Consider the following 14,918-nt stretch of genomic DNA (forward strand, 5'->3'; position numbering starts at 1 on the left):
TGTTGCTCAGAAAGCGGTAGGCCGCCACCGTCTCGCTCCAGCCCTCGCATGCCGCCGGAATGCTCGCTTGCGGGTTTGCCGCAAATCGTTCCATCAGTATCTTCGCCCTCTTGTTGAGACGACTGTCGCCAAGGTCGAGCCCAGCAAACTCATGATCGGTCCACCGCGTCACTGCCTTGCCCATGTCGTCGTCCAAAAGGCAAGAGTAAACGCCATTTCGCTACAGTTTACAAGTGGCGGCTGTAACTCCTTGAATGTTAACGGGTTTTCTCGTCATGGCGACAGGGAGTTCGGAGTTGTGTATAACGTGATGGGTAAAACTCAATAGAGTACTGCCCATCCCTAACTTATCTAAGCATCTTCGTTTCATGACAGAGCAGCGTGTCTGGCAAAGTTAAAATGCAGAAGTGAGACATATGTAGGTGGTTTCATTTCGAACGTGGATACTTATTTTATTGGAGCCATACCCTCGCACTCGCGTTGTTTTCGGCACCTCATTTTGGGAAGGGGCTCGATGAGAGTGGCGAACAGACTAAGCATGGCTAAGAGGTCCCGTTTTGAGCCTGTTTTGGAGCCACGCAAATCCAAGTTTATGGATCTTTTTCTATGCCTTACAAGCTTGCACTAGTTACCCAGCTGAAATTTTGCTATGGGTAGGATTCCACCACGGCACTTGAGCCATAAAGTCACTGGGAGCTAAGTTCATGGCAACCAGCCAATCTCTCGTCTCGACAACGTCAATCCGCCGGTCGAGATTTTCAACCTTCGCCACATAAGATTGCGGCCTACCGAGGAGATCAGCTAGTTGCATTTGAGTAATTTTCTGGCTCAGCCTAGCTGCGATGAGATACGCAATGAATTCGCAGTAGCGTGGGTCATGGATAGATTTCATCCTCTCATGGGACCACCATGTTACAAATATCCCAAAATGGGATAATATTCACTATCTATCCATCTCTAGTGAGTGTTCACATGGCCTTCCACCGCATTGGCGACTCGATCTACTCTGACGATGAGCTCAGGCACAGAAATGAAGAAGTGATGTCGATTCTTGTGCCTGCGATCGTCACAGCGATTGGAGTCTATTTTTTGCACGCGACTCTCAGTGTACTTCCATTTTTTGTTGTTCATACAACAATGGCGAAGCTCGCCTACATTTCTACCGGGATTGTACTTTTTTGTTTGGGATACACTTTCAGGAAGCTAATTGTGGTCTTGGTTGTTCTGGCTGTGGCCGGAACAATTTTCACCTTGTGCGGGATAGCGTTGTGGCATTGGCTGGTTCATTAAAGAAGAGGGGGTGTTCGTGGCGACATCTTTCCTAGTATTACCAGCTGACTGGCCTCATCGGTTAGCTCAGGCGGCAGACCTAGCGGCGCGAGGCGTCGAGTGTGTCATGTGCGGCGGGACCGGGGGGGGGCCGGGGATTCGGAATTTTGTCGAATGTAGGCCATGCCAAGGCAAAGGATTCGCGCAAGCCCCCGACAATATTCCTGAATAGCCAGTTGCCATTTCAGCGTAAGCCTCGGCGCACCGCCATCTTGAGCCAGCAGTCGAATTGACTGATCATAGCGTCACACCGCTGGGAAGCGGCGTGTTTTCAGAGAGGGGCCAGCTGCCCGGCGTGCCATAGGGGCGTTCCACTTTGCTAAAACGCCGTCGGTCGCATGGCTGCACAAGGGCCAGACGTAACCTCCCATTGAAACCAGCGAGCCACTGAATCGAATGCCACGTCGCTCACCTACGTTCTGAAACCGAACGCGCCAATTTACTGATTTCGTCCCAAGCCCTGGCACCAAAAACGCTCAGGCTCCAGTCGCGCTTACTAATGTATAGTCGCGTTATTTGATGGAATTGACAGCCGCCGCCCACCAGGGCCACGGCGGAGGTGGTGTGATGCGGGCTGCGGAAGGGGCGCACCTTCCAGTTGTCGGCTGAAAAGCCACCGGTGAGCGACTGCACCGCCGCCGATTCCAGCGCTTCCTGGTCCGTCATCGGCGGCAGCAGGCCGGGAAAGCGCGACGCCAGCATGGTCTTGCCGGCGCCGGGCGGCCCCACCATCAGTACGCTGTGCGCGCCGGCGGCGGCCACTTCGAGCGCGCGCTTGCTTGCGCGCTGGCCTTTCACATCGCAAAAATCCGGATAATCGGGCAGGCGCGTGAGCGCGCGCGGTTGATGGCGCGCCAGCCGGCATGGATCGTCGCAGGCGGCAAAATGGGCGCAGACCTGGAGCAGCGTGGCGGCCGGATAAATGACGGCGTCGGCCACCAGCGCCGCTTCGTCGGCATTCGCTTGCGGCAGGATGAAAGCGCGATGCGCGCCGGCTTCGCGCTGCATGGCGAAGGTGATCGCCAGCGCCCCCCGGATCGGGCGCAGCTCGCCCGACAGCGACAGTTCGCCGGCAAATTCGTAGCGCCCCAGTTCCCGCGATGGAATCTGGCCCGACGCGGCCAGGATGCCGATCGCGATCGGCAGGTCGAAGCGGCCCGACTCCTTGGGCAGGTCGGCCGGGGCCAGGTTGACGGTGATGCGGCGCGCCGGGATCTGGAACCCGGCATTTTGCAGCGCGGCTTGTACGCGGTCTTTCGATTCGCGCACTTCGGCGTCGGGCAAGCCGACGATGGTAAATTTGGGCAAGCCATTTGCCAGATGCACTTCGACGCTGACGGCGCGCGCTTCCATGCCGGCCAGGGCGCGGCTTCGCAATACGGCAAGGCTCATACGATTCCTGATCAGTGCGTGAAATTGTCGATGGTGCGGCCGGCCTGGCCTTGTCCGCTTGATGCGAGCCAAAGGTGTGTGCCAGGATAGTCAACATGGGGATGCTGGCAGGCATTTGCCGACCGGAGGTACAAATCCGTCCAGGGGATTGACGTTTTCGGTACCGGTCTCTTGTGGAATCCACCCCAGATGTAGTGCTGAGTCCGTGCCCGAATGCCGGCATCGGCCGCGTTACGCCCCTGACGCCGGTGTACTGGCTGACGGCCAGGAAGACGTTGGGCTTAATTGATGACACGTTCTTGTCGAAGAATCGCGCGTGGGTTGAGCAGAACCCATCCTTCAAAACGCGGCATCACGAGTCAACAATGGCGAGCTTATCGTTTTACGCCCTGGGCTCGGCCTGGCTGGTACTGGTCGTGCTTGCGGGGCGCGCAGGCGCAGCCATTCCTGCCTACTTGACGTTCGCGCCAACCATGGCATGGCTTGTCCTCATTCTCATTTACGCCGCCGTTGCCAACCAGCGCATCGGCCACAACATCCCGCTGCCTGCCAAACGCAGCGTGTTGTTCGCGCGGCGATCACTGCGCGATTTCGTGAGCCCGATGTGGACCACGGCGTGCTTCGTGCTTTTTGCTGTCGCGATCGCGTCCTATGCCGTCGGTTACGCACGCGGTCTTATCGCCACCGACGTCTTCGTCGGCCGAATGGCTGGATTTGCGATCATGTTGCCGACCGCCAGCGTGACCCTGCTTTACTGCTTGCGGCGAAAACAACAGCCGATTGACGACGCAAGGGGCCCCTCCCACCGGCGCATGGAGGTGCGAGGCAATATCGTGGTCCTGTATCTGTGCCTGGTGCTCGTTGCGTGGTGCATGCTGCAGGACTTTTTTGCCGCTCCACCCATCAGCGACGTGGCCTTCTTTTCGGGAGTGAACCTGATGATGCAAGCCGCCTGGCTGCGATTCTTCAACAGTCCGGCGGTAATACAGTTACTGCTTCGCGTTTGAATTTTTCCGCATCAGGTCTCTGCCCGGACAAGACGAGCCACCGAACGTGGCCGTATTCGCCCCAGCCGAAGTCTTCCATGCGAACCACGTCCAGCCTCGATGCCCGCGGCAGCAAGCGCCGGGAGCCGCCAGTTGGACATATCCTCGCCAAAGCGCCAGTCATGCTCAGCTTCCGCAATCGAGCCGGTACAGTGGAGGCGTCCCATTTTCCTGCTGGCTTGCCAAGGTCAGGAATTCGAAAAAATGATGGTCGATGTCATCGAGTTGCTCGACAACTGCATTGTGTAGCAGAAACATCAGCTCTCCTGCAGAGAACGCCACACCATCCGCCGCGGAGAGCGTCACGATGGGCTCGATCTGGTCATCGCCTTCCCAGCATTCGTATTGCACGCGGATCTGGGGGGCTTGCAATTCCAGATGGCCCGGGTCCCAGGATGCGATACCACGAATGTCCTTTTGATATGCTTCGAACTCCGCCTCAAATACCTTACGATCAGTAAAGATGGAACCGCTAAAGCTCCAGCAGCAGTCGCGCATCAGCGTCTTTGGATTCGCCATTTTCCGTCGTTCCCGGGAGGTTGAAAGAGGGCAGATTATGGCATCCCGATTTCCTCGCTCACATTTCTTTTTCCTATCCCATGGCTGGCCCAAGCGGCTCATCTTGCGAGCCGGGCCAACAGCAGCGGCAGCGACGCCCGCCCGGGTGGGGAACAAGATAAACAGTGCGCGCCGACTTAGCGCATACAATGCATCCATACACCCGCCGCCGCGACAGCGCGCGGCGGCGCTCGCACACGCTTTCAGAGAACAGGAATATCGATGGATTTTGACGTAGCGGCATGGGAACAGGAAATCGGCAGGCCAGTACCACCCCTCATGGCCAAATTCTTCACATGGCTCGCGCCCTATGAATACGGGGATCTTGGCTACTTCGAGCTGGCGCCGGCAAACCTGGCCGGCGGTACCGCCTGGGAAGGCATGGAGCGCTGGGGCGCCGACACTTGGGGCTTCATCAGCCTGCCCGATGGTTCCCTGATCGGCCTGTGTGAAGCGGTGCAGCCGCCCGCCGTCGTCCACATCGGTTCCGAAGGCGAACTGAGAACCCTCGCCGAATCGTTCGAAGCGTTCCTGCTGGCAATCGACGCGGGCGAAACCGAGACCGAGATCGACCTCGCCGACGATGACCTTGAACCGGAGCAAGTCGCAGCGCGCAAGGCATTCACCTCCTGGCTCAACAAGAGCAAGATCGCCGCGCCGGCCGTGAGCGGGCAATTCGACTTTTCCGCCTACGCCGCCGGCGACCCGCCCGAACGGCGCGCCCCGCCAACGCAACAGGGCGCCGCGCCCGCCCTGGACCCCGCCTACCTGGACCACATCGACGGCATGGGCGAGCGCCTCAGGATGCTGTGCAGCCTGGTGGGCCGCACGGCCGCCGATCCCGAACTGTGCGCCGTCGCCGAACAGGTCTTCGGCAAAGCGCCGCCCCAGTCCATCGGCAATGCCAAACACGATGACAGCATCTGGCTGACCGCGAAAAAGGCCGACGTCAGCTTTCTGTTCAGCCGCAAGGTATTGAACCCGAACTACGCGCCTGTACCGATCGGCAACAAGGCCATCTGCCCCTTCCTGGAGAGTGTGTTTCTCGGCGAAGCCTATAGCGAGCCAGTCCTGTTCGGCTTGCACGGCGACGCGCTGTGGGACGCCATTGCGCTCAAGCTGCCGCAACTGTACAAGGAAAGCGTCGACGAGGATGGCGAAGTGGAAAAGGCATGCACCTTGCCGCTCGATCCGGCGCGCGACACCGAACTGAGGCTGTGGATGAACAATGGCCGCACCAATGCCTGCGTGCAAATCGCACAGGGACGCGAACTGGCATGGCCCGAAGCAGCCAACCAGGTCCACAGCGGCGCGGGCCTGTTCCTGCAATGGGCACTGGAAAACGGCTGGCTCGAACGCAGCATGTTCCCCGGGCAGGACGAGCTCATCGACGCCATGCGCCGCAGGGAAGCGCGCCCCTCGCAACTGGTGCGGCTGGGCCTGACGCGCGGCTTGTGGGACACCCACCTGACCGACGAACCCGGCCTGCGCCAGTTCGCCTATGTGTACTTCCATAACATGGACGGTATCTGGATCAATGCCGACCTGAAGACCATGTTCGGCAAGCGCCAGGGCCAGTATGGTCATGACGAGCCCGTGCTCGACGACGATCCGGCCGAGATCTGCGACGCGCTGTTCGCTGTCTTCAGCACCCAGTTCGCTGGCTGGAAAAAGGCCAATCCGCAGGAACCGGCCTAAGTTTCGTCGGACCGCACCGGACTCGACATTTAAAGCCTGCCCTTGCGCGCAGGCCGCAATCTTGTCCTGCGGTAGCGATGACATCCCCCCTCCGGTGGGCCGCGACGATGTCATCGCCGCCGCTCACCGCCTTGCCCGGCTGGGGCCGGCAGGCCGCGCCATGCATGCAATGGAGCTATGCCGATAACGCGATTACCTATCCCAATTGCCTATATTGACATGCCGGAACACGGTTGTTATATTCGTCAAAAAATTACATTTGGATAACTTAAGGCATCGAGACACAGCGTGACCGCACACGACTCCGGGCTGATCCATCTATCCATTCATCCCCATTGTCCTGCCGGAGTTCGTAATGCCCCCCGTCATTCATCGCCCCGCCTTGTCCACCCTGGCGCTGTCCCTCGTTCTGGCAGCTTGCGGAGGATCCTCGACCTCGGGCACGCCCGTCTCGGTCAATCTGGCATCGATGATCACGGCGCCCGCGCCGGCCCCGGCAGTACCTGCCGTGCCGCCTCCTGTCGTAAACGATACCGCGCCGGCAGCCGGCCCACCGGAAACCGCGCCTGCCGCGCCGGACGCCGTACCGGTGGCCGATGGCGCCCCGGTTGGCGACGCCGTGGTCGGCAAACCGGGGCCCGTTCCGACACCGCCGGCTGTCCTCGTCCCGACGCCGCCGGCGGTCGTGCCGGTGCCCGCCGCTGTCGTTCCGGCGCCGCTCGTGCCCGTTCCATCGACGCCGCCGGTTGCCGCCGTGCCCGTGAAGCCCGTGCCGCAGCAGGGCGTTCCAGTCACTGTGCCTGTCGTTACCGTCCCGGTCGCCACACCGCCGGTTGCCACACCGCCAGTGATCGCGCCACCGGTCGTCACGCCGCCCGTGGTCGTCCCACCGGTCGTCACGCCGCCGGTGGTCGTTCCTCCGGTCGTCACGCCGCCCGTGGTCACCCCGCCGGCCATCACCCCACCGGCCGTGCCGGTCGCCGTGCCCGCTGCCTGGACCACCGGCGTGAGCAGTTTCGTTCACCCCGGCATTGGCTACAACGCGGCCGACCTGGCGCAATACAAGGCGCACGTGCTGGCCGGCGAAGAGCCATGGGCCAGCGGCTACCACTATCTCGGCGGGCGCACGCCCCTGAACTATGCGATGCTCGGTCCTTTCGCTATCGCCAACCGCAATATCGACTTGAACCGTGGCGCCTTCGAGCGCGACATGCAGATGGCCTACAACCACGCCCTGATGTGGTACGTCTCGGGCAACAGCGCGCATGCGGAAAAATCGATGTCGATCCTCGACGCCTGGGCCACCACCAACACCTCGCTCGATGGCGTCGAGGCGGCGCTGATGCTGGGTGACTATTCCGGCCGCGCCATCATCGCCGCCGATATCCTGCGTGGCCTGTATCCCGGCTGGACCGCAACCCACACCGCGCACATGAAGTCCTGGCTCGAGAACGTCTGGTGGCGCCGCCTGCAGGTCGGCGGCAGTTCCGCGCTCGGCACCGCGCTCGGCAACGGCAGCCTGCTCAAGCCGTGCAACCAGGGCGGGCTGGCGCTCAAGGCCGCGCTGGCGGTCGCGGTCTTCCTCGACAGCCCGCTCAAGTTCGACCAGGTCATCAACGCCTACCTCAGCGATCCGGGCGGACTCGATCAGATGACGTCGACTGGCGAGTTGGGTGACACCGGCCGCGACCAGGGACACGCGCACGGCCAGCTGGCCACCTACGGCGCGATTGCCGAAACCGCGTGGAAGCAGGGCATCGACCTGTATTCGCTGCACAACAACCGTTTGCTGACGGCCGGCGAATACTATGCCAACTACAACCTCGGCAAGCCGTTCACCTTCACCCCGGTCTCGTGCGGCTACGGCTACTACACCCAGATCGGTGCCCAGCCCCTCCAGAGCATGCCGGCCAACTTGTTCGAAACCCTGTACACGCACTACGTGGTGCGCAAGGGTTTGAAGGCGCCGAATGTCACGGAATACCGCGAACTGGCCAAATCGCGCGGCGAAGCCGGTCCGTACAGCGGTCCCTACTCGGGCCAGATTTACCGCCGCACCAAGGATGCCTCGACCGCGCGCGCGATCACGTTCCCGTTCACCGCGCCGGTGATGACGGCGGCGACCAGCTTCACCCAAGCCGACCTGGGCACCGTCAGGACGGCCGGCAGCGCCACCAACACGGGCGCCAACTGGAAGATGACGGCCTCCGGCGCCGGCGCGGAGAAGGGGTATCACTTCGCGTACAAGGAACTCAAGGGCGATGTCGAAGTCATCGCCACCGTCACCGATCCGGGGGCGCTCGCCAGCGGCGTGGCCGGCATCATGCTCCGCAGTTCGCTCGACGCGCGGCCAGCGACCGCTGCGGCGCAGATCTACGTGGCGCCGGCCAGTTCCGGCAACGGCACCCACCTGTTCTGGCGCGTCGGCACGCAGTACTACGGCGGCTACCATGCGGCGCGCCGGTTCCCGACGGCGGTGGCGCCGATGTCGCTCAAGCTGGTGCGGCACGGTCACTTCGTCTATGCCTACCTGTCGAGCAATGGCGGGACCGACTGGACGGCCATCGGCACCATCATTTATCCAGAGCTGTCGGACACCTTGTACGTCGGCATTTTCACGGCCTCGGGCGATCCGGTGGCCACCACCACGGCCACTTTCGAGAACGTGAAGATCGGATCGAAGCCCGGCAGCCTGGTGGCACCGCCCACCAAGGTCAGCGCCAGTGCGCGCAGCGGCGGCATCGGCGTGCAGTGGAGCGCCAGCCCGCTGGCGCGCAGCTACGACGTGTTGCGGGCGACCGCCGCCGCGGGTCCGTTCGAGCGGGTCGGCACCGAGCTGACCGGCACCAGTTTCGTGGACATGGGCGCCACCGCCAATACGGCCTACTTTTATACGGTCAAGGCATCGACTTACAGCGGCCTGAGCGCGCCATCGGCAGTGGCGAGCGTGCCGGCGCGCTAGCGCAGGCAAAAAAAGGCAGCCGGATGGTTTCCGGCTGCGTCGTGTCTGGTGCCGGTGTTCGAGGTCACCGGACTAACCTGTGGGAAATGCAGAGGCATGTCACCAACAGGGTCAGAATAATCCTCCCAGATGACCGGAGCATGACGTACAGCGAACGACAGCGCGCTGAACAACGCGTCGCGTTGCCGGACGCGTCATGCGGATTGCTTTACGCCAGGCTGATGGCGTCGAAACCCTGCGCTTCCGGCGGCCCCGCCAGCAGGGGCATGACCGCGACGATCGGGCCGCGCAAGGCGGGGGCGCTGTCGCCGGCGAGGCGGTCGGCTTCGGTCTCCCACAAGGTAATCGACATGCCTTTGCCGCTGCCCGGATCGGTCAGGAGAAAGGTCGCCTTGAAGCCTTGCAACTGTTGAAGAACCGGCAGCACCGAATCGTTGTACAGCGCGACGACTTCGCCGATTTTTTCCGGCTTGGCTTGAACATGGGTAACTCTTGCAAACATGATGTGCTCCTTGGGATGAAAAACGACCGGACGGGCTTGCTGCGCCCGAACCATACAGTGTGTATGGTTGAGCTATACACGATGTTTGCGCGCTGTCGGGTTTACTGGCGGTAAGCTATGATGCGGACGCATCGAACCGCATGCAGCGGCGCCTTCCCTGGCGCCGGCGTCGTATTTTTTCGGAGTCGCCATGCCGTCCCCCCGTTCCGCAGGACAAAATCGTTTATCGCGCGAGACCTGGCTCGACTTTGGCCTGGCTGTGTTGCGCGACGACGGTCCGCACGCCTTGAAGGCCGATCCGCTGTGCAAGCGCATGGGGGTAAGCAGGGGAAGTTTCTATTGGCATTTCGACAGCGCCGGCAGCTTTGCGCTGGCGGTGCTCGAGCGCTGGGAATCGATCGCCACCGACCAGATCATCCGCGCCATCGAAGAGGCCGAGGCCGATGCGCTGGCGCGGCTGCGTTGTCTGTTGACGAAGGTGGGGGAACTCGATATCGGCCTGTATCAGGCCATCAGCACGCTTGGTGCGCAAGACCCGGGCGCGGCCCAGGTGCTGCGCCGGGTGCACGAGCGCCGTGTCGCGTTCGTGGCGAGCCTGCTGGCGGCGCTCGGTTTCGACGCGGCCGAGGCAGCCACGCGGGCACAACTGATCTATGCCTGGGCCATGGGCGAACTGCTCACGCGCGAACCGGGCCGGAATGCCTTTTCGGCAGCCCAGATCGATGCGGTCGAGCGCCTGCTGATCCGGCGCTAGCCCAGGAGCAGGTTCAGAGCTGCGGTTTGGTGGTCACCAGGCGTTCTTCGAGTTCGGTGACGCGCTGTTCCAGTGCTTCGAGCTTGGCGCGGGTCTTGGCCAGTACCTGGGCCTGGATATCGAATTCCTCGCGCGTGACCAGGTCGAGCTTGGAAAAGCCCTGGGTCATCATGCTCTTGACGTTCTTCTCGATATCCTTGGCCGGCGAACTCTCGATGGCCTGGTTGATCTTGCCCTGCAAGTCGTTGAAAAAGCTGTTCATGTCCATCGCAATCCTCGTGAAATCGGTAGCGCACCGCAGCGGTGCGGCAGGTGGGCCAGTTTGGTGCATTCGTGCCGGCCGCGACCGGAATCGCGGTTGTTTTACTGTTTATTAACAGCAAGTTGGGGCCGCCGGGCGCGAAAACAAGTTGCGCCCTAGCGCAATCGTAGCTGGCATGACTTCTGCTACTGGATAAGCAGTGTGCATGCGCCAAGCTTCATTTTAAACCCCAACCGCCGTCTCTGTTAAAAAACCATAAGGGAACCGTCATGAATAAGCTGTCCACCCGATTGTCTCTCGCCGCCGCGCTGACCCTGGCGCTGGCTACCCTGGGAGCGCCGCTGGCCCAGGCTGCCGAAGAGCCCGTGCCCGACAATGTGGTGAGCTTCAACGCCGCCCTCACCAGCGACTACCGCTACCGCGGCCTGTCGCAAAGCCGCATGAAGCCGGCCGTGCAGGGCGGGGCCGACTACACCCACAATCCGAGCGGCGCCTATGCCGGCGTGTGGGCCTCGACCATCAAGTGGACCCGTGACCTGGGCGGCGACGGCAATGTCGAAATCGACCTGTACGGCGGCAAGAAGGGGGAAATTACCAAAGGCGTCAGCTATGACGTGGGCGGCCTGTACTACGGCTACCCGTCCAATGGCCTGCATCCGAACGCCAACACGTTCGAACTGTACGGGCAGGTCGGCATGGGGCCGGTCTCCCTGAAGTATTCGCATTCGGCCACCAATCTGTTCGGCACCACCGACAGCAAGGGCAGCGGCTACCTGGATTTGAGCGCCAATCTCGACCTGGCCACCGGCCTGGTGCTCAACCTGCACGTGGGACGCCAGCGCGTGGCCCACAACGATGCACTGAGCTACAACGACGCCAAGATCGGCCTGACCAAGGATGTCGGTTTTGCCACGGTCGCGCTGGCCGTCATCAGCGCCAATACCGACATGTATGTCAGCCCGGTCAACGGCAAGGACCTGGGCCGTTCCCGCGCCGTGCTGACCGTGTCAAAAACTTTCTAAGAGGCCAGGTATGAAAATGATCACCGCCATCATCAAACCCTTCAAGCTGGACGAAGTGCGCGAAGCGCTGTCGGCCATCAATGTGCAAGGGATTACCGTTACCGAAGTCAAGGGCTTCGGACGCCAGAAAGGCCATACCGAGCTGTACCGCGGCGCCGAGTATGTGGTCGACTTCCTGCCCAAGACCAAGATTGAAGCGGCCGTGGACGACGCCATCGTCGAACAAGCCATCGAAGCCATCGAAGGCGCGGCGCGCACCGGTAAGATTGGCGACGGCAAGATTTTTGTCTATAACCTGGAACAGGTGGTGCGGATCCGCACCGGCGAAACCGGTAACGAAGCACTTTAAGCTGAGGGGAACACTGATGAATAAAACGATAACAAAGTGGCTCGCCGGACTAGCCGTCCTGTGCGCAATTGGCGGCGTGTTGCCGGCCTCGGCCCAGGACGCGCCTAAGCCGGACACGACGGCAGCAGCCGTCGCGCCGGTCGAGGCACCCGCCACCGCGGTGGCCACGCCCGCCGCCAGCACGGCCAGCACGGCCAGCGTCGCCGCGCCCGCCGCCGCGCCGGCACCGGTGCCGCATAAAGGCGACACCACCTGGATGTTCATTTCCACCGTGCTCGTGATCCTGATGACGATTCCCGGGCTGGCGCTGTTTTACGGTGGCCTGGTGCGCACCAAGAACATGCTGTCGGTGCTGATGCAAGTGTTCGTGGTGTTTGCGCTGATCATCGTGCTGTGGTGCATCTACGGCTATTCCGTCGCCTTTACGCCGGGGAACGCCGTGATCGGCGGCTTCGACCGGGCTTTGCTGTCCGGAATCTATGATCCGGCCAAGGGGGCGTTTGCCTACGCCGCCACGTTCAGCAAGGGCGTGGTCATTCCGGAGTTCATTTATGTGGCCTTCCAGGGCACGTTTGCCGCGATTACCTGCTGCCTGATCGTCGGCGCCTTTGCCGAGCGCATCAAATTTGGCGCCGTGATCGCCTTCATGGTGCTGTGGTTCACCTTCGGTTACCTGCCGATCGCCCACATGGTCTGGTTCTGGACCGGTCCGGATGCCATCACCGACGCCGCCACCCTGGCATCGGAAACCGCGAAAGCCGGCTGGCTGTTCCAAAAAGGTGCGCTCGATTTCGCCGGCGGCACCGTGGTGCACATCAATGCGGCGGTCGCCGGCCTGATGGGCGCCATCCTGATCGGCAAGCGCGTCGGCTACGGCCGCGAAGCCATGGCCCCGCACTCGCTGACCATGACCATGATCGGCGCCTCGCTGCTGTGGGCCGGCTGGTTCGGCTTCAACGCCGGCTCGGCCCTGGAAGCGGGCGACATCGCCGCGCTGGCCTTCATCAACACCCTGCTGGCCACCGCCTGCGCCACCCTGTCGTGGGTATTCGGCGAGTGGATCACCAAGGGCAAGCCATCGATGCTGGGCGCCGCGTCCGGCGCGGTGGCCGGCCTGGTGGCGATCACCCCGGCGGCCGGCTTCGTCGGCCCGATGGGCGGCTTGGTCATTGGTTTGCTGGCTGGTATTATCTGCCTGTGGGGAGTGAACGGCCTCAAGCGCCTGATCGGCGCCGACGACTCGCTCGACGTGTTCGGCGTGCACGGCGTGGGCGGTATCCTGGGTGCCTTGCTGACCGGCGTGTTCGCGGCGCCGTCGCTGGGCGGACAAGGCGTTTTCGACTATGTTGCCAACAAGGCATCGGCGGACTATTCGATCGGCGGCCAGGTGCTCACGCAGCTGACCGCGGTCGGCACCACCATCCTGTGGTCGGCCGTGGTGTCCTTCGCTGCCTACAAACTGGTGGACCTGGTGATCGGTCTGCGCGTACCGGAAGAAGAAGAACGGGAAGGGCTCGACATCACGAGCCACGGCGAATCCGCCTACCATTCCTGATTCACATTTTTGCTCCGGCCCGCGCAAGCGGGTTGTTCCAGGCGCCCCGCGGGGCGCCTTTTTGCTTTCCAGGACACTGCCAGGGCTTTAAAACGCCGGTTCCGCCCCGACTTGTGCAGTTCATCATTTTCATCAAGCAGCCTTTAAGGACGTCTTATTCATGGTTCCCCACCTCGTCACAGCCCTGACCGGACCGCTGCTCGACCTCGAAAAGAAAATCCTGGCGGCAACGCCCGCCATTGAGCGCTGGTTCCGGATGGAGTGGCAGGAGCACACGCCGCCGTTCTATTGCTCGGTCGACTTGCGCAACGCCGGCTACAAGCTGGCCCCGGTCGATACCAACCTGTTCCCTGGTGGTTTTAATAATCTTGCCACCGAGATGCTGCCGCTGGCGGTGCAAGCCGCCATGGCCGCGATCGACAAGTATTGCCCGGACGCCCGCAACCTGCTGCTGGTGCCGGAAGGCCACACGCGCAATCCGCATTACCTGCAGAACGTGGCGCGCCTGATGCAGATTTTCCGCCAGACCGGACTGCACGTGCGCCTGGGTTCCCTGTCGCCCGAGATCACCCAGCCGACGCCGCTGGCGCTGCCTGACGGGAATATGCTGGTGGTCGAGCCGCTGGTGAGGTCAAGCAATGGCCGCCGCGTGGGGCTGAAGGATTTCGATCCCTGCACCATTTTGCTCAATAACGATCTGTCGGCCGGCATTCCTTCGATCCTGGAAAATATCCACGAGCAGTCGCTGCTGCCACCGCTGCACGCGGGCTGGGCGCTGCGCAGGAAGAGCAATCACCTGGCCGCCTACGATGAAGTGGCCAAGAAGTTCGGCAAGCTGATCGATGTCGATCCGTGGATGGTCAATCCCTTCCACAGCAAATGCGGCGCGATCAATGTCGACGAAGACCAGGGCGCGGAATGCCTGGCCGACAATGTGACCATGCTGCTGGCCAAGATCCGCAAGAAGTACAAGGAATACGGGATCAAGGAGCAAAAGCCGTTCGTGATCCTGAAACCCGATGCCGGAACGTATGGCATGGGCATTTTGACGATCAAGGATGCCAGCGAAGTGCGCGAACTGACGCGCGCCCAGCGCCAGAAGATGTCGGTGATCAAGGATGGCGTGGAAATCAGCGACGTCATCATCCAGGAAGGCGTGCCGACCTTCGAAAATATCAAGGATGCGGTGGCCGAGCCGGTCGTGTACATGATCGACCGCTATGTGGTGGGCGGGTTCTACCGGATTCACGCCGAGCGCGGGATCGACCAGAACCTGAACGCGCCGGGCTCGCAGTACGTGCCGCTGGCGTTTGCCCAGCAGCATGCCGTGCCGGACCTGAAGGCCAAGCCGGGGACGGCGGCGCCGAACCGCTTTTATGTGTATGGCGTGGTGGCGCGCCTCGGACTGCTGGCGGCATCGCTGGAGATGGAACGCACGGACCCGAATCCGGAAGTTTACTAGGCTGCGGTGCAAACTCAGGTTCCCGCC

14 protein-coding genes and 1 pseudogene are annotated in these 14,918 nt (G+C 62.0%); 9 read left to right on the forward strand and 6 right to left on the reverse strand.

Annotated elements, in window-relative coordinates:
• Together F2P44_RS22495 and F2P44_RS22500 are read right to left on the reverse strand one after the other, a co-directional pair.
• Positions 1 to 184: IS4/Tn5 family transposase DNA-binding protein (locus F2P44_RS22495; protein ID WP_167089541.1), on the reverse strand; the 184-nt coding region annotated here is incomplete at its 3' end.
• A 444-nt stretch (positions 185 to 628) separates the two neighbouring features.
• The gene (locus F2P44_RS22500; protein WP_167089543.1) at positions 629 to 892 is read right to left on the reverse strand and encodes a helix-turn-helix domain-containing protein; all 264 of its coding nucleotides are present in this window, start codon (positions 890 to 892) and stop codon (positions 629 to 631) included.
• Between the two features lie 80 nt (positions 893 to 972).
• On the opposite strand from F2P44_RS22500, the gene F2P44_RS22505 reads away from it, so the two are divergent.
• Positions 973 to 1,290, forward strand: coding sequence for a hypothetical protein (locus F2P44_RS22505; RefSeq protein ID WP_167089545.1), 318 nt, complete (start codon positions 973 to 975; stop codon positions 1,288 to 1,290).
• Positions 1,291 to 1,860: 570 nt separating this feature from the next.
• Here F2P44_RS22505 and F2P44_RS22510 read toward each other — a convergent pair.
• Positions 1,861 to 2,721 (reverse strand): annotated as a pseudogene (locus F2P44_RS22510) (YifB family Mg chelatase-like AAA ATPase); the annotation flags it as partial.
• A gap of 173 nt (positions 2,722 to 2,894) precedes the next feature.
• Between F2P44_RS22510 and F2P44_RS22515 the strand changes: the two are divergent.
• The gene (locus F2P44_RS22515) at positions 2,895 to 3,728 is read left to right on the forward strand and encodes a hypothetical protein (protein ID WP_167089549.1); all 834 of its coding nucleotides are present in this window, start codon (positions 2,895 to 2,897) and stop codon (positions 3,726 to 3,728) included.
• Between the two features lie 165 nt (positions 3,729 to 3,893).
• Here the strand turns inward: F2P44_RS22515 and F2P44_RS22520 are convergent, their stop codons facing one another.
• Complete coding sequence (locus F2P44_RS22520; protein WP_167089551.1) at positions 3,894 to 4,484, reverse strand: hypothetical protein; 591 nt, start codon at positions 4,482 to 4,484, stop codon at positions 3,894 to 3,896.
• 63 nt (positions 4,485 to 4,547) lie between these two features.
• Here F2P44_RS22520 and F2P44_RS22525 point away from each other — a divergent pair, with 63 nt between their 5' ends.
• Positions 4,548 to 6,023 carry a DUF7832 domain-containing protein gene (locus F2P44_RS22525; RefSeq protein WP_167089553.1) on the forward strand — a complete coding sequence of 492 codons (1,476 nt, stop codon included), beginning with the start codon at positions 4,548 to 4,550 and terminating at the stop codon, positions 6,021 to 6,023.
• 355 nt (positions 6,024 to 6,378) lie between these two features.
• Complete coding sequence (locus F2P44_RS22530; protein ID WP_167089555.1) at positions 6,379 to 8,985, forward strand: alginate lyase family protein; 2,607 nt, start codon at positions 6,379 to 6,381, stop codon at positions 8,983 to 8,985.
• Between the two features lie 208 nt (positions 8,986 to 9,193).
• On the opposite strand, the gene F2P44_RS22535 is transcribed toward F2P44_RS22530, so the two are convergent.
• Positions 9,194 to 9,487, reverse strand: coding sequence for an antibiotic biosynthesis monooxygenase family protein (locus F2P44_RS22535; protein ID WP_167089557.1), 294 nt, complete (start codon positions 9,485 to 9,487; stop codon positions 9,194 to 9,196).
• Positions 9,488 to 9,677: 190 nt separating this feature from the next.
• On the opposite strand from F2P44_RS22535, the gene F2P44_RS22540 reads away from it, so the two are divergent.
• Positions 9,678 to 10,241 (forward strand): TetR/AcrR family transcriptional regulator, encoded by a 564-nt coding sequence (locus F2P44_RS22540; RefSeq protein ID WP_167089559.1) that lies wholly within the window; start codon positions 9,678 to 9,680, stop codon positions 10,239 to 10,241.
• 13 nt (positions 10,242 to 10,254) lie between these two features.
• On the opposite strand, the gene F2P44_RS22545 is transcribed toward F2P44_RS22540, so the two are convergent.
• Positions 10,255 to 10,509 carry an accessory factor UbiK family protein gene (locus F2P44_RS22545; protein ID WP_167089561.1) on the reverse strand — a complete coding sequence of 85 codons (255 nt, stop codon included), beginning with the start codon at positions 10,507 to 10,509 and terminating at the stop codon, positions 10,255 to 10,257.
• Between the two features lie 263 nt (positions 10,510 to 10,772).
• Here F2P44_RS22545 and F2P44_RS22550 point away from each other — a divergent pair, with 263 nt between their 5' ends.
• The 4 genes from F2P44_RS22550 to gshA all read left to right on the forward strand — a co-directional run bounded on the left by F2P44_RS22550 (position 10,773) and on the right by gshA (position 14,891).
• Positions 10,773 to 11,525 carry a TorF family putative porin gene (locus F2P44_RS22550; protein ID WP_167089563.1) on the forward strand — a complete coding sequence of 251 codons (753 nt, stop codon included), beginning with the start codon at positions 10,773 to 10,775 and terminating at the stop codon, positions 11,523 to 11,525.
• Between the two features lie 10 nt (positions 11,526 to 11,535).
• On the forward strand, positions 11,536 to 11,874 hold the full coding sequence (locus tag F2P44_RS22555; protein WP_054266216.1) for a P-II family nitrogen regulator: 339 nt from the start codon (positions 11,536 to 11,538) through the stop codon (positions 11,872 to 11,874).
• 16 nt (positions 11,875 to 11,890) lie between these two features.
• On the forward strand, positions 11,891 to 13,429 hold the full coding sequence (locus tag F2P44_RS22560) for an ammonium transporter (protein WP_167089565.1): 1,539 nt from the start codon (positions 11,891 to 11,893) through the stop codon (positions 13,427 to 13,429).
• Positions 13,430 to 13,589: 160 nt separating this feature from the next.
• Positions 13,590 to 14,891 carry a glutamate--cysteine ligase gene (gshA, locus tag F2P44_RS22565; protein WP_167089567.1) on the forward strand — a complete coding sequence of 434 codons (1,302 nt, stop codon included), beginning with the start codon at positions 13,590 to 13,592 and terminating at the stop codon, positions 14,889 to 14,891.
• Positions 14,892 to 14,918 lie beyond the last annotated feature (27 nt).

The organism is Massilia frigida, from assembly GCF_011682175.1.
GTDB lineage: Bacteria > Pseudomonadota > Gammaproteobacteria > Burkholderiales > Burkholderiaceae_D > Telluria_A > Telluria_A frigida.

Coding starts and splice junctions, on each gene's coding strand:
- F2P44_RS22500 (WP_167089543.1), bottom strand. CDS start 892: ATGAAATCTATCCATGACCCACGCTACTGCGAATTCATTGCGTATCTC.
- F2P44_RS22505 (WP_167089545.1), top strand. CDS start 973: ATGGCCTTCCACCGCATTGGCGACTCGATCTACTCTGACGATGAGCTC.
- F2P44_RS22520 (WP_167089551.1), bottom strand. CDS start 4,484: ATGGATGCATTGTATGCGCTAAGTCGGCGCGCACTGTTTATCTTGTTC.
- F2P44_RS22525 (WP_167089553.1), top strand. CDS start 4,548: ATGGATTTTGACGTAGCGGCATGGGAACAGGAAATCGGCAGGCCAGTA.
- F2P44_RS22530 (WP_167089555.1), top strand. CDS start 6,379: ATGCCCCCCGTCATTCATCGCCCCGCCTTGTCCACCCTGGCGCTGTCC.
- F2P44_RS22535 (WP_167089557.1), bottom strand. CDS start 9,487: ATGTTTGCAAGAGTTACCCATGTTCAAGCCAAGCCGGAAAAAATCGGC.
- F2P44_RS22540 (WP_167089559.1), top strand. CDS start 9,678: ATGCCGTCCCCCCGTTCCGCAGGACAAAATCGTTTATCGCGCGAGACC.
- F2P44_RS22545 (WP_167089561.1), bottom strand. CDS start 10,509: ATGGACATGAACAGCTTTTTCAACGACTTGCAGGGCAAGATCAACCAG.
- F2P44_RS22550 (WP_167089563.1), top strand. CDS start 10,773: ATGAATAAGCTGTCCACCCGATTGTCTCTCGCCGCCGCGCTGACCCTG.
- F2P44_RS22555 (WP_054266216.1), top strand. CDS start 11,536: ATGAAAATGATCACCGCCATCATCAAACCCTTCAAGCTGGACGAAGTG.
- F2P44_RS22560 (WP_167089565.1), top strand. CDS start 11,891: ATGAATAAAACGATAACAAAGTGGCTCGCCGGACTAGCCGTCCTGTGC.
- gshA (WP_167089567.1), top strand. CDS start 13,590: ATGGTTCCCCACCTCGTCACAGCCCTGACCGGACCGCTGCTCGACCTC.